The following is a 24,550-nucleotide window of genomic DNA, read 5'->3' as shown; positions in this document are numbered from 1 at the left end:
GCCCCGGTTGCTAAGGGGCGGAGGTCTCAGCCACCTTTCACGCATCAATAGCGCTGCTGTGAGCCAAAAAGCGCCATGCGGCGGGCAATCATTTCGCGTACTGGCTGCAGTCCCTGGGCGATCACTTTCCGCGGATCGTTCACATCGTGCCCGGTATCGGCAGCAAAGATCGCCTTCACCTGCTGGCACCAGGCGTACATATTTTCGGTATTAACGTTAATCTTGGCGGTGCCGCAGGCAATCGCCCGGCGCATATCCTCATCGGCAATACCGGTGCCGCCATGCAGCACCAGCGGAACCTTCACCCGCTCGGCAATGGCTTTCATCTCGGTAAATCCCAGTCGGGCTTTGCCTTTATACAGGCCATGGGTGGAGCCCAGCGCGGCGGCGAGGCAATCCACCTGGGTTTCTGTCACCAGGGTGTAGCACTCCTCGGGATCGGCGTAGATGACTTCGGAATTGACAATGCCGTCTTCACTGCCGGCGATAGTCCCCAGTTCGGCCTCAACAGAGATACCTTTGCTGTGCGCCAGCGTCACCAGATGGCGAGTAATGGCCAGGTTTTCCCTGAACGGCAGATGCGAGCCATCAAACATAATGGAACTGAAGCCGGCGGCGATCGCCGCTTCGCAGGCCTCCCGGGAGGTGCCATGATCCAGATGCAGCGCCACCGGAACATCAATATGCAAATACTCCATGGCGTTAACTACGATGTCATGAATACATTTTAACCCGAGCATATGCTTAACCGTGCCGCCGGACACGCCCAAAATAACCGGTGAGCGGCACTGCTGGGCAGTGCTTAATACGGCGCCGACCCATTCCAGATTATTAATGTTGAACTGACCGACGGCGTAGCCGTCCCGCAGGGCATGCTGAAGCATGTCCTTCATCGACACTAACATATTCACCTCTTGATATTTATTAAATGCAGTTATTCTTCAAAATATTGCTTTAAGTTTCTCTCGTAGCTATTTAACGAGTGGTGGACGACCGCCAGGTCCGGCATAGATTCCCGTACCCCTTTTTTCTCAATAGAAATGGCGGCGGTCAGGCTGGCAAATAAAATAATATTATCTATGTGCCATGAGTAGTGGACGCCATAGGTGAAGGCGCCGTGAAATACATCCCCGGCTCCGGTGGTATCAACGGCATTGCACAGCCAGGAAGGAACGATCTGCAGCATACCGCTTTTTAAAAAAGCGCAGCCTTTTTCGCCAAGGGTAATAAATGCTTCACCGCGGCAAATTTTATTCAGCTCAATCAGCGCCGCTTTAATTTCTGCTTCGGTGCTCAAAGAGCGATAGCTCATATAATCGCGGGCAAAATGTTCGCTCACTACAAAATAGTCGGTCCAGGCTGCGAGTTTTATATTGCTGGCGCGCAGTGACCCGCCGTCCATCACCACTCTGGCGTTGGGCAGTTTCTTAATTAAATATTCACTGATTTCCGGCTCATGGCCGTCAATTAAAATGGTGACCGGATCCTCGGCGGCAATCAGTCGTTCGGCGAGGTCGTCCAGTTTGAGCTTTTGATCGTAGGTCAGGGAAGGCGGTGTCTGCATCTTGCGGGTAATAATCGTCCGCGAACCCGTTAAGCGATTGACCAGCACCGAGGCCAGCGGGGTGATCATGTCATCGGAGAAAACCACCTGGCTGGTATCCACCCCCGCTTCGGCAAACTCATCGATAATGCGCTGACCGTAAAGGTCCTGATGCAGATGGCCGATGTAATAGACCTCCTCACCCCATAATCCCAGCAGCCAGGCTGCATTGGCCGCCGGGCCGCCGCCGCTTTCTATAAAATCATGACAAAAGTTTTTGGTATTCTCCTTGGGCCATTCATTGAGAAAGAAAAACTGATCGAAACAGGCAAATCCAATGGACAAAATAGCCATAACCACTCCTGATTATTTGTCAGCGGCGGGAAGCGTGACCTTCCCGCAGGGAAAAATGACCTCGCTTATTCATTTTTCTGCTTGGCAGTAAGCTCCTCATAGCTGAGCGTGTTGCCCACTACCCGTACTTGACGGAAGCAGAAAGGCACCAGCAGCGCGACGAGCAGCGCCAGACAAATCAGGTAGATAGTGACCTGGCCAAACTGGGTGAACGCGTTACCAATAATGATGCCCCATACTGCGAAGTCGAAATCGGCGAAGGTGCTGTTTTCAAACCCGAGGTTGCCGAGCGCCGGCAGCAGCATCGCCGGCAGGAAGGCGAGGAAGATCCCGCCGATAAAGGCGGCGATGATACACCCGCGCTTACCGCCCAGCTTGTCGGCAAAGACCCCGGAGGTGCCGCCGCAGAAGAAGTGCGGCACCATGCCGGGAATAATCAGCGCCATGCCCAGTCCGCCGAGCATGAGCATCCCGACCAGACCGCCTACAAAGGAGCTGATGAATCCCACCACCACCGCGGTGGGGCTAAAGGTAAAGAACACCGCGCAGTCAACGGCCGGGATGGAGTCCGGGATCAGTTTCTGGCTGATGCCCTGGAATGCCGGCACCAGATCGCCGAGGATCAACCGCACGCCGTTGTAGACAATGGCTACGCCAACGGCGAACTGCAGACCGGTCAGCACGGAGAAGATCAGCATATTCTGGTCGGTGATGGTGCTCAGGTACGCCGATCCGGCGACAGCGCTGCAGATGAAGTAGATAACAAACATCACGATACCGGTGGTGACGGTGGTATCGCGCAGAAAACCCCATTTTTCTGAAATTTCGGTATCGGCGAAGGAGTTTGCCGGATTGCCGGTCCGGCTGGCGATCCACGCCGAGAGGTAGTAGCCCAGGGAGCCGAAATGGCCCATGGCGATCCCGCCGTCTTCGGTTACCTGCCTGGTGTAACGCTGGCCAATGGCCGGGGAAATGGCCGACCATGAGCCCAACAGGAATCCGCCGATCAGGATCAACATCCAGCCCTGGAACTCCGCCGCCTGCAGGACGGCGGAGAACAGGCAGGCGAGAAAGAACGAATGATGGCCGGTGAGAAAGATATATTTATATTTGGTGCAGCGGGCTATGATCAGGTTGAAAATAAAGCCCAACAGCAAAATACTCATGGTTTCCACGCCCAGCATTTTCTGGGCGACGGAGACAATGGCTTCATTGTTAGGAATAACGCCGCGGATATTAAATCCAGCTTCGATAATACCTCCCAGCGGGTTGAGATTGGCAACGATAACGCCTGCGCCAGCGCTCAGCATCAAATAGCCTAAAATCGGCTTTAATGTGCCGGTAAGGAGTTTGTTGCCGGGGGAGCGCAGCGCCACTAAGCCAACGAAGGCGATAAGCCCCATTAAAAAAGCGGGTTGACTGAATATTTCCGTTAAGAAACTAAGAATAGCCTGCATGGTCGTTCCCTCTATGCTGATTAAGAGTGAGTCGCAGCAATTTTCATCAGCGCGTCGGTAATATCCTCGGCGATTTTTGCTTTATGGACGTAGCTGCGAATAATGGCGACATGACAGTGGGCCGGAAATTGATTTGCCAGTTCTTTGATCGTGACGTAAAGGTCGGCTTTTTCCCCGACGGCGTTAGCAAAATCGACCGAAGCGACGTCCGCTTTGATACCTAATTCTTCACAGATCTTCTTCACATTATTCGCAGCCATCAATGAACTGCCAATACCGTTACCACAAACCGTTCTGATAACTAACATAATGACTACTCCATTTGTTTTTGGATGAAATGTAAGACTGAATTCACGTCATTTTCCTGCTGAAGAAAAGTCACGATATCTGACTCGATCAGCGAGGCAATCAATTGGATCATTTTGATATGACTGTCAGCATCGGCGCCGGCGATCGCGATGACGACGGTAACCGGATCGAACTCATCGTGGCCGAAGGTCACTGGCGTGGCGGTGGTGACAAGCGAAAATCCGGTCTGCAATGCCCCTTTTTCCGGGCGGGCGTGCGGCATGGCAATCCCGTCATCTATCACGATGGCGGCGCCAAAATCCTCGTATACTGTCAGCATCTCGTTGACATATTCGGCGCTGCAAATCTGGCGCCTGGCGAGTAATGAACCCGCCAGTTCGATGGCCTCCTCCGCATGGGAAATATTCTGCTTCAGGGCGATTAACGTCGGGTCAAAAATAATATCCATTCTCTTCTCCTGAACGTATTCCTGTTCATGAGTAAAATCATGAGCAAATACATTGATAAAAATGATGGATGGGATCACATCCGCGGTTTTAAATATTGATGGCGATCACATCGACGGCAAAGTGCTGGCTGAAAATCATATAAATAATTTATTTGTTTTTCAGTGTGTTATGAAATGATTGAGATTTAACGCTGAAATTTGACAGAGAAAAAATGAGAGGCAGAGCGAAATTTATCAGCAGAAGTGTATTGCTGGTCACAAATATCAGCGGGTCATTTTCTTAAATTTTGACGCCGCTAACAAAAAAGGCCCGCTTGAGCGGGCCTTTTATAAAAACGTGTGCCGATTACAGGCTGGAGACGTTTTCGGTCAGGTATTTTGCCACGCCTTCCGGAGAGGCAGCCATACCTTCTTTTCCTTTTTCCCACTGCGCCGGGCAGACTTCGCCGTGCTCTTCGTGGAACTGCAGCGCGTCAACCATGCGCAGCATTTCGTCGATGTTACGGCCCAGCGGCAGGTCGTTAACCACCTGGTGGCGAACCACGCCGTTGGCGTCGATCAGGAAGGAGCCGCGCAGCGCCACGCCTTCGTCCGGATGCTCGATACCGTAAGCTTTCTGGATTTCACGTTTGATGTCGGCAACCATCGCGTATTTAACCGGGCCGATACCGCCCTGGTCTACCGGGGTATTACGCCATGCGTTGTGCACGAACTCGGAGTCGAAGGAAACGCCAACCACTTCCACGCCGCGTTTCTGGAATTCTTCGTAACGTTTGTCGAACGCGATCAGCTCAGACGGGCAAACGAAGGTGAAGTCCATCGGCCAGAAGAACAGAACGGTAGGTTTACCGTTGGTGTGCTGTTTGAAATTGAATTTCTCAACGATCTCACCATTACCCAGCACAGCGGCTGCAGTAAAATCCGGCGCTTGACGAGTGACCAGAACCATTTGATTCTCCTGTAATTACTAAGGTTATTTGGAACGCAACGCGGGCAAGTATAGAGCCTGTCCGCCAATAACACAAAGAGGCGCTGACAATCGTTCAGCCAGCTTTTACCTATCAATGTCGCAGCGATTACAGCTGTTTGTTTTTCGCCTGACGCATCATCTGCGGATAAAAGCGCCAGAACTGCTCCTCCAGCCGGTCGTAGTGAGTATCCAGATCCTGCCAGGAGTCGCGCAGCGCCTCGAGACGCGGGCGGCGGCTGGCCATGCCATTGAGCACGCGCTGAATAAAATCCATCTCCTGATAGCGCTCCAGCCAGCGCTCCGACCACAGGTATTGATTGAGATTGACGAAGCGGGGCGGCGAGTCGGGCAGGATCGGCACGATCTGCCGCTCGGCGTAGCGCACGAACTCGTCCAGCGGCAGGTCAGGGGAGAGTTGCGCCCAGTGCTGCGACAGGAAATGATCCCACATGACGTCGAGGGTGATGGGGGCGACGCGGCGGGTCTGCGGGCGAAACCACTCCCGCGCCTCTTTGACTTCCGCCAGGTTGTCAGTCAGCACGTCAATTCGCCGATGCATATAGATGCCATCGACGATCGCCGCCGGATAGTCGCCCTGCGGGTTGCCGCGCACAAAGTCGGCCATCAGATTGCCGGGCAGCGAACTGTCGGCGAGATGGGCCAGGTGCAGGTGGGCGAGAAAATTCATAGCGACGACATCCTTTAAATACTTTATGGCGAGCAGAGTGAGCGGTGTAGCGCTGCGCGTCGCCCTGAACGGCAGCCCCGGTGCCCGAATGGCGTGCTGTCTGGCCGCGCGCGGCCCTCTGCCACCGGTGATGCATTCGGCTGCCGCATGGCGGCATTCGGAATGATTTGGAATATAGATTATGTCATTCGTCCGGAGGGGTAAAGGTTGCAGGCAGAACGCCCCGGCACTAGACTACCCGCCTCTTTATTCAGTCTGAGTTACCGTCATGCGCGTTACCGATTTTGCTTTTGAACTACCCGAATCTCTGATCGCCCACTATCCGATGCCTGAGCGCAGCAGCTGCCGCTTACTTTCCCTGGACGGGCCGACGGGCGCGCTGACGCATGGCACCTTCACCGACATCCTCGATAAGCTCAATCCCGGCGATCTGCTGGTGTTTAACAACACCCGGGTGATCCCGGCGCGTCTGTTCGGTCGTAAGGCCAGCGGCGGCAAGATCGAAGTGCTGGTGGAGCGGATGCTGGATGATAAGCGCATCCTCGCCCATATTCGCGCCTCGAAAGCGCCGAAGCCGGGCGCCGAGCTGCTGCTGGGCGACGACGAGAGCATTCAGGCCACCATGCTGGCGCGTCACGGCGCGCTGTTTGAAGTGGAATTTAACGACGAGCGCCCGGTGCTGGAGATCCTTAACGGGATTGGCCATATGCCGCTGCCGCCCTACATTGACCGCCCGGATGAAGACGCTGACCGCGAGCTCTATCAAACCGTCTACGGCACCAGGCCGGGCGCGGTAGCCGCCCCGACCGCTGGTCTGCACTTCGACGAACCGCTGCTGGATAAACTGCGCGCCAAAGGCGTTGAGATGGCGTTTGTCACCCTGCACGTGGGCGCGGGTACCTTCCAGCCGGTGCGCGTCGACAGCATTGAAGAGCACACCATGCACTCTGAATATGCGGAAGTGCCGCAGGAGGTAGTCGATGCGGTGCTGGCGGCTAAGGCGCGCGGCAATCGCGTGATCGCGGTGGGCACCACCTCGGTACGCTCGCTGGAGAGCGCGGCGCAGGCGGCGAAAGACGCCCTGATTGCGCCGTTCTTCGACGATACGCAGATTTTCATCTACCCGGGTTATCAGTACCAGGTGATCGATGCGCTGGTAACCAACTTCCATCTCCCTGAATCCACATTGATTATGCTGGTGTCGGCGTTTGCGGGTTATCAGCACACCATGAACGCCTATAAGGTAGCGGTGGAGCAGAAATATCGCTTTTTTAGCTACGGGGATGCGATGTTTATCACGTACAATCCGCAGGCTATTTCTGAGCGTCCCTGAAGAGGCCGGCCCGCCGGCTTTTTGGACGCCATGACGCATTTTTTTAGCCACGGAATCATTCCGTGGCGAGTATGAAAACGTCGGACTGTTTTTCTGACGCAGGAGCAAGCATGAAATTTGAACTGGATACCACCGACGGTCGCGCCCGCCGCGGTCGCCTGGTGTTTGAGCGCGGCGTGGTGGAAACACCGGCCTTTATGCCCGTTGGCACCTACGGCACCGTCAAAGGGATGACGCCGGAAGAGGTGGAAGCCACCGGCGCGCAGATTATTCTCGGCAACACCTTCCACCTGTGGCTGCGCCCGGGTCAGGAGATCATGAAGCTGCACGGCGATCTGCACGATTTTATGCAGTGGAAAGGACCGATCCTGACCGACTCCGGCGGCTTCCAGGTGTTCAGCCTTGGCGATATCCGTAAGATCACCGAGCAGGGCGTGCATTTCCGCAACCCGATCAACGGCGATCCGATTTTCCTCGATCCGGAAAAATCCATGGAGATTCAGTACGATCTCGGCTCTGATATCGTGATGATCTTCGACGAATGTACGCCGTATCCAGCGGACTGGGATTACGCCAAGCGCTCAATGGAGATGTCTCTGCGCTGGGCGAAGCGCAGCCGTGACCGTTTCGATAGCCTTGGCAATAAAAATGCGCTGTTCGGCATCATTCAGGGCAGCGTTTACGAAGATTTACGTGATATCTCGGTGAAAGGTCTGGTAGAGATTGGCTTTGATGGCTACGCTGTCGGCGGTTTGGCGGTCGGCGAGCCGAAGGAAGACATGCACCGTATTCTGGAGCACGTCTGCCCGCAGATCCCGGCCGATAAACCACGATACCTGATGGGCGTCGGGAAGCCGGAAGATCTGGTGGAAGGGGTACGTCGCGGTATCGATATGTTCGACTGCGTCATGCCGACGCGCAACGCGCGTAACGGCCACCTGTTCGTCACCGACGGCGTGGTGAAAATCCGCAACGCGAAGCACAAAAGCGATACCGCGCCGCTGGACGCCGAGTGTGATTGCTATACATGTCGCAATTATTCACGCGCTTACTTGCATCACCTTGACCGTTGCAACGAAATATTGGGCGCGCGTCTCAATACCATTCATAACCTGCGCTACTATCAGCGTTTAATGGCTGGTTTACGCAAGGCTATCGAAGAGGGTAAATTAGAGAGCTTCGTGACCGATTTTTACCAACGTCAGGGGCGCACCGTGCCTCCTTTGAACGTTGATTAATTTTAATAATGAGGGAATTTCAATGAGCTTTTTTATTTCTGATGCGGTAGCGGCAACGGGTGCACCGGCGCAGGGCAGCCCGATGTCTCTGATTCTGATGCTGGTGGTGTTCGGTCTGATTTTTTACTTCATGATCCTGCGTCCACAGCAGAAGCGCACCAAGGAACATAAGAACCTGATGAACTCCATCGCCAAAGGTGATGAAGTGCTGACCAACGGCGGTCTGGTCGGTCGCGTGACCAAAGTAGCGGAAACTGGCTACATTGCTATCGCGCTGAACGATACCACTGAAGTGGTTATCAAACGTGACTTCGTTGCTGCCGTTCTGCCGAAAGGCACCATGAAGGCGCTGTAATCTAACTTTTCCCAAAGGGAACTGCCGTGTTAAACCGTTATCCTTTGTGGAAGTATGTCATGCTGGTCGTCGTCATTGTCGTCGGCCTGATCTATGCGCTTCCCAACCTGTATGGTGAGGATCCGGCTGTTCAAATCACTGGCGCGCGCGGCGTCGCCGCCAGTGAGCAAACGCTGATCCAGGTCCAGAAAACTTTACAAGAAGAAAAAATTACCGCGAAGTCTGTGGCACTGGAAGAGGGCGCTATTCTTGCGCGCTTCGACACCACTGATACCCAGCTGCGCGCGCGTGAAGCGCTGCTTACCGTGCTGGGTGACAAATACGTCGTGGCGCTAAACCTTGCTCCGGCAACCCCACGCTGGCTGGCGGCACTCTATGCCGAACCGATGAAGCTGGGTCTTGATCTGCGCGGCGGCGTGCACTTCCTGATGGAAGTCGACATGGACACCGCGTTAGGCAAACTGCAGGAACAGAACATCGATAGCCTGCGCAGCGAGCTGCGCGACAAAGGCATTCCTTACGCGACCGTGCGCAAGGAAGACAACTACGGTCTGAGCATCGTCTTCCGCGACAGCGCGGCGCGCGACCAGGCTATCTCTTATCTCAGCCCTCGCCATCGCGATCTGGTGATCTCCTCTCAGGGTGACAACAGCCTGAAAGCGGTGATGACCGATGAGCGCCTGAAAGAAGCCCGTGAGTACGCGGTTCAGCAGAACATTAACATTCTGCGTAACCGTGTGAACCAGCTGGGCGTCGCCGAACCGCTGGTTCAGCGTCAGGGCGCTGACCGCATCGTCGTTGAGCTGCCGGGTATCCAGGATACCGCGCGGGCGAAGGAGATCCTTGGCGCGACCGCGACCCTCGAGTTCCGTCTGGTCAATACCAACGTTGACCAGTCCGCCGCCGCCTCTGGCCGCGTACCGGGCGACTCGGAAGTGAAGCAGACGCGTGAAGGCCAGCCGGTGGTGCTGTACAAGCGGGTGATCCTGACCGGTGACCATATCACCGACTCGACCTCCAGCATGGATGAGTACAACCAGCCGCAGGTCAACATCTCGCTGGACAGCGCGGGCGGTAACATCATGTCCAACTTCACCAAGGACAATATCGGCAAGCCGATGGCGACCCTGTTCGTGGAGTATAAAGACAGCGGTAAGAAAGACGCCAACGGTCGGGCTATCCTGGCGAAAGAGGAAGAGGTGATTAACATCGCCAACATCCAGTCGCGTCTGGGTAACAGCTTCCGTATTACCGGTATCAGCAACCCGAACGAAGCGCGCCAGCTGTCGCTGCTGCTGCGTGCCGGCGCGTTGATTGCGCCGATTCAGATCGTCGAAGAGCGGACTATCGGCCCAACCCTTGGTATGCAGAACATCAAGCAGGGTCTGGAAGCCTGTCTGGCCGGCCTGGTGGTCTCCATCCTGTTCATGATCCTCTTCTATAAGAAGTTCGGTCTGATTGCGACCTCGGCGCTGATTGCCAACCTGGTGCTGATTGTCGGCATTATGTCCCTCATCCCGGGGGCGACGCTGACCATGCCGGGCATCGCGGGTATCGTGTTAACCCTTGCGGTGGCGGTCGATGCTAACGTTCTGATCAACGAGCGCATCAAAGAAGAGTTGAGCAACGGGCGTACCGTTCAGCAGGCGATTGACGAAGGTTATCGCGGCGCGTTCAGCTCGATCTTCGACGCCAACGTGACGACGCTTATCAAAGTGATCATCCTGTACGCGGTCGGTACCGGTGCCATTAAAGGGTTTGCGATTACTACCGGTATCGGTATCGCGACCTCAATGTTTACCGCTATCGTCGGCACCCGTGCCATCGTGAACCTGCTGTACGGCGGCAAGCGCGTTAAAAAGCTGTCTATCTGAGGAGTGCGTTGTGGCACAGGAATATACTGTTGAACAATTGAACCACGGCCGTAAAGTCTGGGACTTTATGCGCTGGGACTACTGGGCCTTCGGCATTTCAGGTTTTCTGCTGATTGTGTCGATCGCCATCATCGGCGTCCGCGGCTTTAACTGGGGTCTCGATTTCACCGGCGGTACGGTGATCGAAATTACCCTTGAGAAGCCGGTCGATCTCGACCAGATGCGCGATTCCCTGCAAAAAGCGGGCTTTGAAGAGCCGCAGGTGCAGAACTTTGGCAGCAGCCGCGACATCATGGTACGTATGCCGCCGGTGCATGACGCCAACGGCAGCCAGGAGCTGGGCAGTAAGGTCGTGACGGTGATTAACGAATCGACCAGCCAGAACGCAGCGGTGAAGCGCATTGAGTTTGTCGGCCCGAGCGTCGGTGCGGACCTTGCGCAAACCGGCGCCCTGGCGCTGATTGCCGCGCTGGTCTGTATCCTGATCTACGTCGGCTTCCGCTTCGAATGGCGTCTGGCGGCGGGGGTGGTTATCGCCCTGGCGCACGACGTGGTGATCACCATGGGCGTGCTGTCGCTGTTCCATATCGAAATCGACCTGACCATTGTGGCCTCGTTGATGTCGGTTATCGGCTACTCGCTGAACGACAGTATCGTGGTATCGGACCGTATCCGTGAAAACTTCCGTAAGATCCGCCGCGGTACGCCGTACGAGATCTTCAACGTGTCGTTGACCCAGACGCTGCACCGTACCTTGATCACCTCCGGGACCACCCTGATGGTGATCCTGATGCTGTTCCTGTTCGGCGGCCCGATTCTGGAAGGCTTCTCGCTGACCATGCTGATCGGTGTTTCCATCGGTACGGCTTCTTCTATCTACGTCGCCTCCGCGCTGGCGTTGAAGCTGGGCATGAAGCGCGAGCATCTGCTGCAGCAGAAGGTGGAAAAAGAAGGGGCGGACCAGCCGTCAATTCTGCCGTAATACGGTTCAGTTGAAATGAAGCAATCCCGGCCCAGGCGGCCGGGATTTTTTTTGCCCGCGACAAAACCTGCTGACAGTATGCTGTCAGGAGCCCTCCCATACACTCCTTTTGAACTCAATAACGAGCAGGAGGAAGTATGAATAACGTGATTAATTGGTTTGAAATTCCGGTCGCCGATATGGATCGCGCCGTCGCGTTTTATGAGCCGGTGATGCAGGTGACGCTGCGTCGCGAAACCATGGACTGCGCCGAGCTGGCGGTGTTCCCGCATCAGGACCCGGCCCCCGGCGGCGCGCTGGCCAAATTTGAGGGTATCGCGCCTTCAGCGCAGGGCGCTATTATTTACCTGCATACAGACCATCTTGCCGCCACACTCGACCGCGTCGCCTCGGCGGGTGGGGCGTGTGTTTTCGGGCCGCTGACGCTGCCGAATAATATTGGCACCATCGCGCTGTTTACTGACAGCGAGGGCAACCGCGTCGGCCTGCACCAACCGGCTTAACCTGAACTTTTTGTGAATTGAAACATGACCCGACGCGCCGACCGTTTATTTCAGATTGTGCAGATCCTGCGCGGCAGGCGGCTCACCACCGCCTCGCTGCTGGCGGAGCGGCTGGGCGTGTCGGAGCGCACCGTGTATCGCGATATTCGCGATCTCTCCCTCTCCGGCGTGCCGGTGGAGGGGGAGGCGGGTAGCGGCTACCGGCTGCTGGCGGGCTACGATCTGCCGCCGCTAATGCTGACCACCAAAGAATCCGAAGCGCTGATCGCCGCGATCCGGCTGCTGAAAACCTGGGGCGGCGAGGCGCTGTCGCAATCGCTGGAATCCGCACAGGAGAAGATGCTGGCGATCCTGCCGGAGGCGCGCCGACGCCAGGCGGAGCAGACCCGCCTGTTTGCCCCCGATCTCGGCGCCCATCGCTATGCCAAAACCTTCTTTGACATCATTCATCAGGCGGTCTCCGGCCAGCAGGTGCTGGCGTTGCGCTATCAGGATGAGTCCGGTCGGGTGACCGAGCGCGACGTGCTGCCGCTGGGGCTGTTTTTCTGGGGGGAGCGCTGGCTGCTGGTAGCCTGGTGTGAGCTGCGCAATGATTATCGCAACTTTCGCCTCGACCGCTGTCTGGCGGTCAGGGCGACCGAGCGTCGATTCAGCGAGTGCGCCGACCGCTCGTTAAGCGATTTTCTGCGCAAGGTCCGGTGCGACGTGTGGGAGAAATAAAAACGCCCGGATGGCCCGGGCGCTGTCTTGCCGTTTCAGCAATTAGAAGTTGTAACCAACCACGAAGTAACCACCCCAGCCGGTTGAGCGGACGCTGAAATCGCCATCGCCGAAGTTCAGCTTGGCATCGTCAGCCCACTGGCCGCCGTTATGGAAGTAACGGGCCACTACCGAGTAGTGCCAGTGCGCGTAGTTCAGCGCCAGGATGTGGCTGGAGGCGATGGAGTTGCTGGTGCGCGCGTGCTTCCCGTTCAGATCGTAGAAGTTGTCATCGCCGAGGTCAGAACCCCAGTCGAAGTTGGTGAAGCCGATGTAGCTCAGCGAACCGCCCCACAGGTCGGTCAGCGGCACAAAGTATTTCACTTTGAAGCGGTAGCCGTCCCACTCGTTCTCATTGGACGCGCCGTAGTTCTGCCACTGGTATTTGGCGTAGACGTTCAACGACAGGCTCATCGGCAGGCCGGTGTCGATATCGGTACCCAGACCCATATACCAGGTGCTCTGCTCCTGGGAATCATTGCGGCCCATATCGTAGATATAGTTGTTCGCGAAATACCACTCTTTGAACGGCCCAAAGCTCAGATCGGTGTTGGTCAGCTTGTCGATAGAGAAGCGCGGTTCGATCTCCATAAACAGCGGAGAACCGTTGTTCCAGATACCTTTTGCCGTGCTATTGCCGCCGAAGAACACCGGAGCATCGATATAGCCGTAAAAATCAAACCAGTCTTTTTTGGCGAACGCTTCGTATTCCAGATAGGTATCGTTACGGATCTGCGGTCCGAAACGGGTGTGGTAGCTACCTACCACGTTAACACTCTGGTGCCACCAGTCAGACAGATACTGCGGTTTGTCGTTTTCTGCCGCGCCCGCGGTAAAAGAAGTGGAGAGCGCCACAACCGCACCCGCTGCCAGTAATGTTTTTTTCATAGTAATGCCACTGTTTAAATTGAGCCTGAAGGCGTTAAAAGAAGTGCCGAAGCGTTTCTAAATATTTCGTCTTTCTGTGGGGGTCTATTATAGGAATCATTGCTCACAAAAATACGTGTTGTTTCACATAACCAGAACATGCGTAATCGATTGCGTTCACGATTCTATGCATTTCTTGACAAAATGCTACTGAAAATCGCGATGCAGAACGATTTCTAATGAACTCTTGTGAAAAGTTGTAAGTGGAGAAGAATGACGGGGCAGGATGTCGCCGGGCAGGGGAAAGCCCGGCGCAAAGGCTTACTGTGCGGCGGCGGGCTGGATATCGTGGACGCGAATAAAACCGACTTTGTCCGGCGTCACGTTCAGGCGCAGCGGGATGTTGACATCGCTGGGTGCGAGGATGCTGGCCGGGGCGCTGATCAACTGATCCTGAACATTTACTTCCTGGTAGCTGTGGGTAGTGCCGGTGATCTGTCCGGAGGCGACGGTGGCGGTAAAGGCCGGCAGCGGATCGTTGGATTCGCCCTGAATACGCAACGTCAGGCGTGACCCGTCGCCATCCGGCGTAATGCTCGCCACCGACATGCGCAGGGTGCCGATCTGGCTCTCCAGCCGCGCCGGGGTTTTCGCCTCCGGCAGCAAATAGACGCCGCGGGTAGATTTCGCGTTCAGCGCGTTTTGCTGGGTAATTTTGATCGTTTGCTGATTGAGCTGGGTCATCTCCTGGCTCAGGGTGCTCACGCTCTGGTGCATCTGGCGGATTTCGCTTTGCTGGGCGCAGGCGGTAAGGGTAAACAGGCTGCCCGCGATGGCGAGTTTCAGGTAACGTCTTGTCATGGTCAGGATTCCGTTTGCAGAGGATGCTTAATGGTAGCCAAACCGCCTGTCTCTCCCATAGATCCTTTGTCTCAAAAGCTCTTTCTTTGTAGTCAGGTCACTTCGCGGTAAACTACCCTTCAGTTTAACTACCTGTCAGGACGCGCTATGCATTGCCCTTTCTGTTTCGCCGTGGATACCAAAGTGATTGACTCTCGTCTGGTGGGGGAAGGCTCTTCCGTGCGTCGCCGTCGGCAGTGTCTGGTCTGTAATGAGCGCTTTACCACCTTCGAAGTGGCGGAGCTGGTGATGCCCCGGGTGGTGAAGAGTAACGATGTGCGTGAACCCTTCAACGAAGACAAGCTGCGCAGTGGGATGCTGAAAGCGCTGGAGAAACGTCCGGTCAGCGCCGATGACGTCGAAATGGCGGTCAACCATATCAAAACCCATCTGCGCGGCACCGGCGAGCGCGAAGTGGCCAGCAAAATGATCGGCAATCTGGTGATGGAACAGCTGAAAAAACTGGATAAAGTCGCCTATATTCGCTTCGCGTCGGTCTATCGCAGCTTCGAAGATATCAAAGAATTCGGCGAAGAGATCGCCCGCTTACAGGACTAAGCCATGCAGGACGAAATGTACATGGCGCGTGCGCTTAAGCTCGCCGCCCGCGGTCGCTTTACCACCCATCCTAACCCTAACGTTGGCTGTGTCATTGTAAAAGACGGCGAGATCGTCGGCGAAGGGTTCCACTATCGCGCCGGCGAGCCGCACGCCGAAGTGCACGCCCTGCGGATGGCGGGGGAACAGGCGCGAGGCGCCACCGCCTATGTCACCCTTGAGCCCTGCAGCCACCACGGCCGTACGCCGCCGTGCTGCGATGCGCTGATTGCCGCCGGCATCAGCCGCGTGGTCGCCGCGATGCAGGATCCGAACCCGCAGGTGGCGGGGCGCGGCTTGTACCGTCTGCAGCAGGCCGGTATTGAAGTCAGCCACGGGCTGATGATGAACGAGGCGGAAGCGCTGAACAAGGGCTTCCTGAAGCGGATGCGCACCGGTTTTCCCTGGGTGCAGCTCAAGCTGGGTGCTTCGCTGGACGGCCGCACGGCGATGGCCAGCGGCGAAAGCCAGTGGATCACCTCCCCGCAGGCGCGACGCGACGTGCAGCGTCTGCGCGCACAGAGCCATGCCATTCTGACCAGCAGCGCCACCGTACTGGCGGACGATCCGGCGCTGACCGTGCGCTGGCAGGAGCTGAGCGCCGATACCCAGGCGCTGTATCCCCAAGAGAATTTGCGCCAGCCGCTGCGCGTCGTGATCGACAGTCAGAACCGCGTCACGCCTGAGCATCGTATTGTGCAGCAGGCGGGGGAAACGCTGTTTGCCCGCCTGGGCGCCGATGAGCGCCAGTGGCCGGACAGCGTGCGCACGCTGCTGGTTCCGGAACATAACGGCCATCTCGATCTGGTGCTGCTGATGATGCTGCTTGGCAAACAGCAGATCAACAGCGTCTGGGTGGAGGCGGGGGCCACGCTTGCCGGGGCGCTGCTGCAGGCGGGGCTGGTCGACGAGCTTATCGTCTATATTGCGCCTAAACTGTTAGGCAATGCGGCGCGTGGATTATGCGCGCTGCCGGGGCTTGAAGAACTGAGCCAGGCGCCCCATTTTAAATTCAATGAGATACGTCAGGTTGGCCCGGATGTCTGCCTGCATTTAACCACTGCGTGAGGCTTTCCTGATTATTAGGAAGCAGCGCTCAGAATAATATGATAAAATCCGCCCCCCTTGCGGGGCACATGAACCCGAAGGAAGAGTATGAACATTATTGAAGCTAACGTTGCTACCCCGGACGCTCGCGTCGCCATCACCATTGCGCGTTTCAACAACTTTATCAATGACAGCCTGCTGGAAGGTGCGATTGACGCCCTGAAACGCATTGGTCAGGTAAAAGATGAAAACATCACCGTTGTTTGGGTTCCAGGCGCGTATGAGCTGCCGCTGGCGGCTGGCGCACTGGCGAAAACCGGTAAATATGACGCGGTGATCGCGCTGGGTACGGTGATTCGCGGCGGTACCGCCCACTTTGAATATGTGGCAGGCGGTGCCAGCAATGGCCTGGCGCACGTCGCTCAGGACAGCGAAATCCCGGTAGCCTTTGGTGTTCTGACCACTGAAAGTATTGAACAAGCCATTGAGCGCGCTGGCACCAAAGCCGGTAACAAAGGCGCAGAAGCTGCGCTGACCGCGCTGGAAATGATTAACGTATTGAAAGCCATCAAGGCCTGATTTTTGTAAGGGGAATTCCGTGAAACCTGCTGCTCGTCGCCGCGCCCGTGAGTGTGCCGTTCAGGCGCTCTACTCCTGGCAGTTGTCCCAGAACGACATCGCTGATGTCGAATACCAGTTCCTGGCGGAACAGGACGTAAAAGATGTTGATGTTCTGTATTTCCGCGAACTGCTGTCCGGAGTGGCGACTAACAGCGCGTACCTCGACGGCCTGATGAAGCCCTACCTGTCCCGTCAGCTGGAAGAGCTGGGTCAGGTGGAAAAAGCGGTGCTGCGTATCGCGCTGTTTGAGCTGTCCAAACGCGATGACGTACCGTATAAAGTGGCCATCAATGAAGCTATCGAACTGGCGAAAACCTTCGGCGCTGAAGATAGCCACAAGTTCGTCAACGGTGTGCTGGACAAAGCGGCTCCGGTAATTCGTCCCCACAAGAAGTAAACTGCAGGCCGGGTTTTGCGAGGGTCGTCTCGCAACCCGGCCTTATTTATTATTTTGCTGAGGCATAACGTATGGCATGTGGCGAATTCTCCCTGATTGCCCGTTATTTTGATCGCGTTAAAAGCGCTCGTCTTGATGTCGAGACCGGTATCGGCGACGACTGCGCTCTCCTGAATATTCCCGAGAAAAAAACGCTGGCAATCAGCACCGACACTCTGGTGGCGGGCAATCACTTCTTACCCGATATCGACCCGGCCGACCTCGCCTATAAAGCCCTGGCGGTGAACCTGAGCGACCTCGCAGCGATGGGCGCGGAGCCGGCGTGGCTCACCCTGGCGCTGACCTTGCCGGAGGTGGATGAAGCCTGGCTGGAAGCCTTCAGCGACAGCCTGTTTGTCCAGCTTGACTACTACGATATGCAGCTGATTGGCGGCGACACCACCCGTGGCCCGCTCGCCATGACCCTGGGTATCCACGGCTTTGTGCCGCCTGGGCGCGCCATGAAACGTTCAGGTGCGAAGCCGGGAGACTGGATCTATGTCACCGGTACCCCGGGGGACAGCGCCGCCGGCCTGGCGCTGTTGCAGAACCGGCTGACGGTGGATACGCCGACTGACGCCGACTATTTGCTGGCCCGTCACCTGCGTCCGATGCCCCGCGTGCTGCAGGGCCAGGCGCTGCGCGACCTGGCGACGTCGGCGATCGATCTCTCCGACGGCCTGATCTCCGATCTGGGTCATATTCTCAAAGCCAGCGGCTGCGGCGCGCGTATCGAGCTTGATGCCATGCCGTACTCTGACGCGATGCTACGCCAGGTTGATTCTGAGCAGGCGCTGCGCTGGGCGCTCGCCGGTGGCGAAGACTACGAGCTGTGCTTTACCGTACCGGAACTGAACCGTGGGGCGCTGGACGTGGCCCTTGGCCATCTTGGCGCGCGTTTTACCTGTATCGGACAGATTGCGCCGGAGAGCGAAGGTCTGCAGTTTATCCGCGACGGTAAGCCGGTCACGCTTGATTTAAAGGGATACGATCACTTTGCGTAGTCGAGACGAGGCGCTTAGCCGCCTGAGTATGCGTAATCCATGGCATCTGCTGGCGACCGGTTTTGGCAGCGGCTTAAGCCCGGTGGTGCCGGGCACGATGGGGTCGCTGGCGGCGATCCCGTTCTGGTATCTGATGACTTTTCTCCCCTGGCAGCTCTACTCGCTGGTGGTGATGATGAGCATCTGTATCGGGGTCTATCTGTGCCATCGCACGGCCAAAGATATGGGCACCCATGACCACGGCAGCATCGTCTGGGACGAGTTCGTCGGGATGTGGATCACCCTGATGGCGCTGCCGACCCTGGACTGGCAGTGGGTGGCCGCCGGCTTCGTCATTTTCCGTATCTTCGATATGTGGAAACCGTGGCCGATTCGATGGTTTGACCGCAATATTCACGGCGGAATGGGGATCATGGTGGACGATATCGTCGCCGGCGTGATCTCCGCCGGCGTGCTGTATGTTATTGGCCATCACTGGCCCATCGGTCTGCTTTGACCGCTTCTCCCCGGCAGCGCCATGCTGTCGGGGAAACCACGCCCGTCACTTAAATCCCACCACCGGATGCGGCTGATAGGGCGCCTCCAGTTTGTCGATCTGTTCCGGAGATAGCGTCAAATCCACCGCCTGCAACAGGTCATCGAGCTGTTCCTGACGCGACGGACCGATAATTGGCGCGGCGACGCCGGGCTTGCTTAACAGCCAGGCGAGGGCGACCTGCGCGCGACTGGCGTCGAGCTCTTCCGCCACGTCCGCGAGATTCCCGGCGATCTGCGCGTCGTTCTCTTCGCTGGTGCTGTAAAGCGATTTGCCGAACTCATCCGAGACCAGCCGGGCGGTGGTCTCACCCCATGGGCGGGTCAGCCTGCCGCGCGCTAGCGGGCTCCACGGGATCACCGCTACGCCGTTACGTTGGCACAGGGGCAGCATCTCATTCTCTTCTTCCCGGTAAATCAGGTTGTAGTGATCCTGCATGGTGACGAAGCGCGCCCAGCCGTTCTGCTGCTGAAGCGCCAGCGCCTGGGCAAACTGCCGGGCATGCATGGACGAGGCGCCGATATAGCGCGCTTTGCCGGCTTTCACCACCTCGTCCAGCGCTTCGAGCGTCTCTTCAATCGGGGTGCTGTAGTCCCAGCGGTGGATCTGCAACAGGTCAACATAGTCCATACCGAGACGGCGCAGGCTGTCGTCGATAGAGCGCAGGATCTGCGCCCGGGAAAGCCCTTCCGCCAGATCGCCGACCTGGTGATAGACCTTGGTGGCGACAACCACCTCGTCGCGGCGGGCAAAGTCGCGCAGAGCGCGGCCGACGATCTCTTCGCTACTGCCGTCGGAGTAGCTGTTTGCGGTATCGAAGAAGTTGATGCCGCCTTCAATGGCGTGCTGGATGAGCGGGCGACTGCTCTCTTCCGGAAGCGTCCAGGCGTGTCTGCCGCGGTCCGGCTCGCCGAAAGTCATGCAGCCGAGGCAGAGTCGGGAAACACGTAAGGCAGTATCTCCGAGGGGGATATAGTGCATGGTGCGCTCCTGCTATTCATCAAGGGTATCCCTTAAGCATAGCAGGAGCGGGAGGGGCGATTATGCCAGCCAGTCGAGGATTTTGGCTTCAATACCGGCGGCATCGAGGCCGACGTCGGCGCGGATCTCTTCCTGAGTGCCCTGCGGAATAAAGACGTCCGGCAGGCCAATATTGAGCACCGGTACCGTCCGGCGATGGGCCATCAGCACTTCATTCACGCCGCTGCCGGCGCCGCCCATAATGGCGTTCTCTTCCAGCGTCACCAGAACGTCGTGCTCGCCTGCCAGCTGCAGGATCAGCGCGGTATCCAGCGGCTTCACAAAGCGCATGTCCACCAGGGTGGCGTTGAGTTTGTCCGCCACCGCTGCGGCCTCCGGCAGCAGGGTGCCGAAGTTGAGGATCGCTACCTTCTCGCCCTGGCGTTTCACTACCCCTTTGCCGATCGGCAGCGATGCCAGCGGCTCCAGCGTCGCGCCGGTGCCGCTGCCGCGCGGATAGCGCACCGCGCAGGGGCCGTCGCTGTAGTGGTAGCCGGTGTACAGCATCTGGCGGCATTCATTTTCATCGCTCGGCGTCATCACCACCATATCCGGAATACAGCGCAGGAAGGAGAGATCGAACGCCCCCTGATGCGTCTGGCCGTCTGCGCCGACAATCCCGGCGCGGTCGATGGCAAACAGCACCGGCAGCTTCTGAATAGCCACATCGTGGATTACCTGATCGTAGGCTCGCTGCAGGAAGGTGGAGTAGATGGCCACCACTGGTTTGTAGTCGCCAATCGCCAGTCCGGCGGCGAAGGTGACTGCATGCTGCTCGGCGATGGCGACATCAAAGTACTGATCGGGGAATTTCTTCGAAAATTCCACCATCCCTGAACCTTCGCGCATCGCCGGGGTGATGGCCATCAGCTTGCTGTCTTTGGCCGCCGTTTCGCAAAGCCAGTCGCCGAAGATTTTCGAATAGGAAGGGAGACCGCCGCTGCTTTTGGGCAGTACGCCGCTGGTATGGTCGAACTTTGGCACCGCGTGGAAAGTGATCGGGTCTTTCTCGGCGGGCTCATAGCCGCGGCCTTTTTTGGTCATAATATGCAGGAACTGCGGGCCCTTCAGGTCGCGCATGTTCTTCAGGGTGCTGACCAGACCGAGCACATCGTGGCCATCCACCGGGCCGATGTAGTTAAAGCCCAGCTCTTCAAACAGCGTCCCAGGCACCACCATGCCTTTGATATGCTCTTCGGTCCGCTTAAGCAGCTCTTTAATCGGCGGTACGCCGGAAAAGACCTTTTTGCCGCCTTCGCGCAGGGTGGAGTAGAGCTTACCGGAGAGCAGCTGCGCCAGATGATTATTCAGCGCCCCGACGTTCTCGGAGATCGACATTTCATTGTCATTCAGCACCACCAGCAGGTCGGGTTTGATATCCCCGGCGTGGTTCATCGCCTCAAACGCCATGCCGGCGGTAATCGCCCCGTCGCCAATCACGCACACCGCGCGCCGCTGTTTATCCTCTTTCGCGGCGGCGATAGCCACCCCGATGCCAGCGGAAATGGAGGTGGAGGAGTGACCGACGCTCAGCACGTCGTACTCGCTTTCACCGCGCCACGGGAAGGGGTGCAGGCCGCCTTTCTGGCGAATGGTGCCGATTTTGTCGCGGCGGCCGGTCAGAATTTTATGCGGGTAGGCCTGGTGACCGACGTCCCAGATCAGGCGATCGAAGGGCGTGTTATAGACGTAGTGCAGCGCCACGGTCAGTTCCACCGTGCCGAGGCCAGAGGCAAAGTGACCGCTGGAGCGGCTGACGCTGTCCAACAGGTAGCGCCGCAGCTCATCACACAGCTTCGGCAGGCTCTCTTTTGGCAACAGGCGCAACTCCTGGGTGGAATCTACCAGCGCCAGGGTCGGGTATTTGGCAATATCAAAACTCATCAGAGACTCATTTATTGTTTATTTATCGCGCTGAATAATGTAATTCGCGAGCGCTTCCAGTGCCGAAGTATCCAGAGATTGTGCGGCCAGTTCATCTAACGAACGGCGGGCATCAGCGATCAGGTCGTGCGCTTTCTTCCGGGCTTGCTCAAGACCCAGGAGGGCGGGATAGGTGCTTTTACCCAATTGCTGGTCGGCACCCTGACGTTTGCCAAGGGTCGCAGTATCCCCTACCACGTCGAGAATGTCATCCTGGACCTGGAAGGCCAGGCCGATATTTTCCGCATAGCGATCCAGCGCGGGCAGGGCGGCACGCCCGCGCTCGCCGGCGCTCAGCGCCCCCATGCGGACGGCGGCGCGGATTAGCGCGCCCGTTTTGTGGCGGTGGATACGTTCCAGCGCCTGCAGATTCACCTGCTGTCCTTCCGCCTGTAGATCCAGCGCCTGGCCGCCGCACATGCCCGCCACGCCGCTGGCCTGCGCCAGTTCGGAAACCATCGCCAGACGATCCCGGTCAGGGACGTCCGTCATCGGCGCATCACTGAGTATAGAGAACGCCAGCGTTTGCAGGGCATCTCCCGCAAGAATTGCGTTGGCTTCGCCAAATTTAATATGGCAGGTCGGCAGTCCGCGACGCAGATCGTCATCATCCATCGCCGGCAAATCATCATGCATCAGAGAATAAGCATGAATGCATTCGACCGCGGCGGCAGGGGCATCCAGCGTGGTGCGGCTCACGCCGAACATCTCGCCGGTAGCGTAGACAAGGAAGGGACGCAGGCGTTTACCGCCTAAGAGTGCGCCATAATGCATCGCTTCCACCAGCGGAGTGTTCTGAAAGGGCTGCGGCGTGATAAAACGGCGCAGCGCCTCGTTAGCCTGTTCCACACAGGCCTGCAATTGTTGCGGGAAATCCATTTATTCAGCGTCCGGCGTAAAAGGCGTGGTCGGGGAATCTTCACTATCCGCCAGCAGGATCTGCACGCGCTGTTCGGCCTGCTGCAGCTGGCTTTGCCCCTGGCGGGCCAGCTGGACCCCGCGCTCAAATTCGCTGAGCGCTTCTTCTAACGGCAAATCGCCGCTTTCCAGACGGTTTACGATCTGCTCCAGTTCGCCCAGTGCAGTTTCAAAGCTGGCCGGGGCCTCATTTTTCTTTGGCATAGTGAATATAGACTCTTGTTATTTCGCGACGGCAATACCGGGTATGGTAACGAAGTCACGCGTGTAAGCAAATAACGCGCAATGGTGATATACTCCGCGCCCAGGATGCAGGCACCGGTGTGCGCTGCTTTACAACTTTTGCTTAAAGCCCCGTCGGGCTTGCCAACGAACTATTGTCGCCATGAAGTTTATCATTAAATTGTTCCCGGAAATCACCATCAAAAGCCAATCTGTGCGGTTGCGCTTCATTAAAATCTTAACCGGGAACATTCGTAACGTTCTCAAAAACTATGACGAGACGCTGGCCGTCGTTCGCCATTGGGATCATATCGAAGTTCGCGCGAAAGATGAAAATCAGCGCCCGGCTATTCGCGATGCGCTGACCCGTATTCCCGGCATCCATCATATTCTGGAAGTCGAAGACGTACCGTTCACCTCGCTGCACGATATTTTTGAGCAGACGCTGCCGCTGTGGCGCGAGGCGCTGGAAGGCAAAACCTTCTGCGTGCGGGTGAAGCGTCGCGGCAAACATGAATTCACCTCAATTGAGGTGGAGCGCTACGTCGGCGGCGGCCTGAATCAGCATATTGAAACGGCGCGCGTGAAGCTGACCGACCCGGACGTTACCGTCAATCTTGAGATTGAAAACGATCGCCTGCTGCTGGTGAAAGGCCGCTATGAAGGTATCGGCGGTTTCCCGATCGGCACGCAGGAAGATGTGCTGTCGCTGATTTCCGGCGGCTTTGACTCCGGCGTCTCCAGCTACATGCTGATGCGCCGCGGCTGCCGCGTGCACTACTGCTTCTTTAACCTTGGCGGCGCCGCCCATGAGATTGGCGTCCGCCAGGTCGCGCATTACCTTTGGAACCGCTTCGGCAGCTCTCACCGCGTTCGCTTTGTGGCGATTAACTTTGAGCCGGTGGTCGGCGAAATCCTTGAAAAAGTGGATGACGGCCAGATGGGCGTGGTGCTCAAGCGCATGATGGTCCGCGCCGCGTCAAAAGTCGCGGAACGCTACGGCGTGCAGGCGCTGGTCACCGGCGAAGCGCTGGGCCAGGTCTCCAGTCAGACTCTCACCAACCTGCGCCTGATCGACAACGTCTCCGATACCCTGATCCTGCGTCCGCTGATTTCGCACGATAAAGAGCACATCATCGACCTGGCCCGCGAGATCGGTACGGAAGATTTCGCCCGCACGATGCCGGAGTACTGCGGCGTGATCTCCAAGAGCCCGACCGTGAAGGCGGTGAAGGCGAAGATTGAAGCGGAAGAAGAACACTTCGATTTCAGCATCCTCGATAAAGTGGTGGAAGAGGCGAGCAATATCGATATCCGCGAAATCGCCCAGCAGACGGAAGAGACGGTGGTGGAAGTGGAAACCGTGAACGGCTTTGGCGCCAACGACGCGATCCTCGACATTCGCTCCATCGACGAGCAGGAAGACAAGCCGCTTAAGGTCGAGGGGGTTGAAGTTGTTTCTCTGCCGTTCTACAAGCTGAGCACCAAGTTTGGCGATCTCGATCAGAGTAAAACCTGGCTGCTGTGGTGCGAACGCGGAGTGATGAGCCGTCTGCAGGCGCTTTATTTGCGCGAGCAGGGCTTCAGCAACGTGAAAGTTTATCGCCCGTAACAGGTTGTTATGATGCAAAAGGCCTTCCTTGATGG

General features: G+C 57.2%; 28 protein-coding genes and 1 pseudogene. 16 read left to right on the top strand and 13 right to left on the bottom strand.

Annotated elements, in window-relative coordinates; translation table 11 throughout:
• Positions 1-44 precede the first annotated feature (44 nt).
• The 5 genes from fba to ACLH1I_RS09150 form a co-directional block, all read right to left on the bottom strand.
• On the bottom strand, positions 45-899 hold the full coding sequence (gene fba, locus ACLH1I_RS09170; RefSeq protein ID WP_074186558.1) for a class II fructose-1,6-bisphosphate aldolase: 855 nt from the start codon (positions 897-899) through the stop codon (positions 45-47).
• A gap of 35 nt (positions 900-934) precedes the next feature.
• Complete coding sequence (locus ACLH1I_RS09165) at positions 935-1,897, bottom strand: carbohydrate kinase family protein (RefSeq protein WP_151628467.1); 963 nt, start codon at positions 1,895-1,897, stop codon at positions 935-937.
• Positions 1,898-1,962: 65 nt separating this feature from the next.
• Complete coding sequence (locus ACLH1I_RS09160) at positions 1,963-3,354, bottom strand: PTS ascorbate transporter subunit IIC (protein WP_004204848.1); 1,392 nt, start codon at positions 3,352-3,354, stop codon at positions 1,963-1,965.
• Positions 3,355-3,374: 20 nt separating this feature from the next.
• Positions 3,375-3,662, bottom strand: a complete 288-nt coding sequence (locus ACLH1I_RS09155) for a PTS sugar transporter subunit IIB (protein ID WP_017898931.1) — start codon at positions 3,660-3,662, stop codon at positions 3,375-3,377.
• 5 nt (positions 3,663-3,667) lie between these two features.
• Positions 3,668-4,111, bottom strand: a complete 444-nt coding sequence (locus ACLH1I_RS09150; RefSeq protein ID WP_004204845.1) for a PTS sugar transporter subunit IIA — start codon at positions 4,109-4,111, stop codon at positions 3,668-3,670.
• A 55-nt stretch (positions 4,112-4,166) separates the two neighbouring features.
• Here ACLH1I_RS09150 and ACLH1I_RS09145 point away from each other — a divergent pair, with 55 nt between their 5' ends.
• Positions 4,167-4,289 carry a hypothetical protein gene (locus ACLH1I_RS09145; protein ID WP_192796514.1) on the top strand — a complete coding sequence of 41 codons (123 nt, stop codon included), beginning with the start codon at positions 4,167-4,169 and terminating at the stop codon, positions 4,287-4,289.
• A 168-nt stretch (positions 4,290-4,457) separates the two neighbouring features.
• On the opposite strand, the gene ACLH1I_RS09140 is transcribed toward ACLH1I_RS09145, so the two are convergent.
• Together ACLH1I_RS09140 and acpH are read right to left on the bottom strand one after the other, a co-directional pair.
• Positions 4,458-5,060: a peroxiredoxin gene (locus tag ACLH1I_RS09140; protein WP_004178733.1), complete on the bottom strand. Its 603-nt coding sequence runs from the start codon at positions 5,058-5,060 to the stop codon at positions 4,458-4,460.
• 127 nt (positions 5,061-5,187) lie between these two features.
• A complete protein-coding gene (gene acpH, locus ACLH1I_RS09135) occupies positions 5,188-5,769 on the bottom strand; it encodes an ACP phosphodiesterase (protein WP_128336022.1) in 582 nt (193 codons plus the stop codon).
• Between the two features lie 88 nt (positions 5,770-5,857).
• Between acpH and ACLH1I_RS09130 the strand changes: the two are divergent.
• The 8 genes and pseudogenes from ACLH1I_RS09130 (at position 5,858) to ACLH1I_RS09095 (ending at position 12,774) form a co-directional block, all read left to right on the top strand.
• Positions 5,858-5,973 (top strand): annotated as a pseudogene (locus ACLH1I_RS09130) (hypothetical protein).
• Between the two features lie 64 nt (positions 5,974-6,037).
• Entirely contained in the window at positions 6,038-7,102 is a 1,065-nt protein-coding gene (gene queA / locus ACLH1I_RS09125) for a tRNA preQ1(34) S-adenosylmethionine ribosyltransferase-isomerase QueA (RefSeq protein WP_004204841.1), read from the top strand.
• Positions 7,103-7,212: 110 nt separating this feature from the next.
• Positions 7,213-8,340, top strand: coding sequence for a tRNA guanosine(34) transglycosylase Tgt (tgt, locus tag ACLH1I_RS09120; protein WP_002890395.1), 1,128 nt, complete (start codon positions 7,213-7,215; stop codon positions 8,338-8,340).
• Between the two features lie 22 nt (positions 8,341-8,362).
• Positions 8,363-8,695, top strand: coding sequence for a preprotein translocase subunit YajC (gene yajC / locus ACLH1I_RS09115; RefSeq protein ID WP_002890398.1), 333 nt, complete (start codon positions 8,363-8,365; stop codon positions 8,693-8,695).
• Between the two features lie 26 nt (positions 8,696-8,721).
• On the top strand, positions 8,722-10,569 hold the full coding sequence (secD, locus tag ACLH1I_RS09110; RefSeq protein WP_004204840.1) for a protein translocase subunit SecD: 1,848 nt from the start codon (positions 8,722-8,724) through the stop codon (positions 10,567-10,569).
• 10 nt (positions 10,570-10,579) lie between these two features.
• Complete coding sequence (secF, locus tag ACLH1I_RS09105) at positions 10,580-11,551, top strand: protein translocase subunit SecF (protein ID WP_004204839.1); 972 nt, start codon at positions 10,580-10,582, stop codon at positions 11,549-11,551.
• Between the two features lie 137 nt (positions 11,552-11,688).
• Positions 11,689-12,054 (top strand): VOC family protein, encoded by a 366-nt coding sequence (locus ACLH1I_RS09100; RefSeq protein ID WP_004204838.1) that lies wholly within the window; start codon positions 11,689-11,691, stop codon positions 12,052-12,054.
• 24 nt (positions 12,055-12,078) lie between these two features.
• On the top strand, positions 12,079-12,774 hold the full coding sequence (locus ACLH1I_RS09095) for a helix-turn-helix transcriptional regulator (RefSeq protein ID WP_048294246.1): 696 nt from the start codon (positions 12,079-12,081) through the stop codon (positions 12,772-12,774).
• Between the two features lie 42 nt (positions 12,775-12,816).
• On the opposite strand, the gene ACLH1I_RS09090 is transcribed toward ACLH1I_RS09095, so the two are convergent.
• Together ACLH1I_RS09090 and ACLH1I_RS09085 are read right to left on the bottom strand one after the other, a co-directional pair.
• Entirely contained in the window at positions 12,817-13,701 is an 885-nt protein-coding gene (locus tag ACLH1I_RS09090; protein ID WP_004204836.1) for a nucleoside-specific channel-forming protein Tsx, read from the bottom strand.
• A gap of 300 nt (positions 13,702-14,001) precedes the next feature.
• Positions 14,002-14,541, bottom strand: a complete 540-nt coding sequence (locus ACLH1I_RS09085) for a DUF3251 domain-containing protein (protein WP_004204835.1) — start codon at positions 14,539-14,541, stop codon at positions 14,002-14,004.
• Between the two features lie 147 nt (positions 14,542-14,688).
• Between ACLH1I_RS09085 and nrdR the strand changes: the two genes are divergently transcribed.
• The 6 genes from nrdR (at position 14,689) to pgpA (ending at position 18,781) form a co-directional block, all read left to right on the top strand.
• Positions 14,689-15,138 (top strand): transcriptional regulator NrdR, encoded by a 450-nt coding sequence (gene nrdR, locus ACLH1I_RS09080; protein WP_002890417.1) that lies wholly within the window; start codon positions 14,689-14,691, stop codon positions 15,136-15,138.
• Positions 15,139-15,141: 3 nt separating this feature from the next.
• The gene (ribD, locus tag ACLH1I_RS09075; RefSeq protein WP_004204834.1) at positions 15,142-16,245 is read left to right on the top strand and encodes a bifunctional diaminohydroxyphosphoribosylaminopyrimidine deaminase/5-amino-6-(5-phosphoribosylamino)uracil reductase RibD; all 1,104 of its coding nucleotides are present in this window, start codon (positions 15,142-15,144) and stop codon (positions 16,243-16,245) included.
• 87 nt (positions 16,246-16,332) lie between these two features.
• Positions 16,333-16,803 (top strand): 6,7-dimethyl-8-ribityllumazine synthase, encoded by a 471-nt coding sequence (gene ribE / locus ACLH1I_RS09070; protein ID WP_001021161.1) that lies wholly within the window; start codon positions 16,333-16,335, stop codon positions 16,801-16,803.
• A gap of 19 nt (positions 16,804-16,822) precedes the next feature.
• A complete protein-coding gene (gene nusB, locus ACLH1I_RS09065) occupies positions 16,823-17,242 on the top strand; it encodes a transcription antitermination factor NusB (protein WP_004204833.1) in 420 nt (139 codons plus the stop codon).
• A 71-nt stretch (positions 17,243-17,313) separates the two neighbouring features.
• On the top strand, positions 17,314-18,285 hold the full coding sequence (gene thiL / locus ACLH1I_RS09060) for a thiamine-phosphate kinase (protein ID WP_004204831.1): 972 nt from the start codon (positions 17,314-17,316) through the stop codon (positions 18,283-18,285).
• A complete protein-coding gene (pgpA, locus tag ACLH1I_RS09055) occupies positions 18,278-18,781 on the top strand; it encodes a phosphatidylglycerophosphatase A (RefSeq protein ID WP_004177266.1) in 504 nt (167 codons plus the stop codon). The genes thiL and pgpA overlap by 8 nt, the downstream gene beginning before the upstream one ends.
• 45 nt (positions 18,782-18,826) lie before the next feature.
• Here pgpA and ACLH1I_RS09050 read toward each other — a convergent pair whose 3' ends face one another.
• From ACLH1I_RS09050 to xseB, 4 genes are read right to left on the bottom strand one after another with little or no spacing between them, the layout of a single operon-like run.
• On the bottom strand, positions 18,827-19,801 hold the full coding sequence (locus ACLH1I_RS09050; RefSeq protein WP_017898927.1) for an aldo/keto reductase: 975 nt from the start codon (positions 19,799-19,801) through the stop codon (positions 18,827-18,829).
• Positions 19,802-19,861: 60 nt separating this feature from the next.
• Positions 19,862-21,724, bottom strand: a complete 1,863-nt coding sequence (gene dxs, locus ACLH1I_RS09045) for a 1-deoxy-D-xylulose-5-phosphate synthase (RefSeq protein ID WP_151628468.1) — start codon at positions 21,722-21,724, stop codon at positions 19,862-19,864.
• Between the two features lie 18 nt (positions 21,725-21,742).
• The gene (gene ispA, locus ACLH1I_RS09040; RefSeq protein ID WP_048323157.1) at positions 21,743-22,642 is read right to left on the bottom strand and encodes a (2E,6E)-farnesyl diphosphate synthase; all 900 of its coding nucleotides are present in this window, start codon (positions 22,640-22,642) and stop codon (positions 21,743-21,745) included.
• Complete coding sequence (xseB, locus tag ACLH1I_RS09035) at positions 22,643-22,885, bottom strand: exodeoxyribonuclease VII small subunit (protein WP_004204824.1); 243 nt, start codon at positions 22,883-22,885, stop codon at positions 22,643-22,645.
• Between the two features lie 181 nt (positions 22,886-23,066).
• Between xseB and thiI the strand changes: the two genes are divergently transcribed.
• On the top strand, positions 23,067-24,515 hold the full coding sequence (gene thiI, locus ACLH1I_RS09030; RefSeq protein ID WP_004204823.1) for a tRNA uracil 4-sulfurtransferase ThiI: 1,449 nt from the start codon (positions 23,067-23,069) through the stop codon (positions 24,513-24,515).
• Positions 24,516-24,550: the final 35 nt, after the last annotated feature.

The organism is Klebsiella sp. 1SOBk10mer (assembly GCF_046602535.1).
Lineage (GTDB): Bacteria > Pseudomonadota > Gammaproteobacteria > Enterobacterales > Enterobacteriaceae > Klebsiella > Klebsiella quasipneumoniae.
Note: the sequence above shows the minus strand (reverse complement) of the source record. Positions and strands in the feature narration are given on the sequence as shown.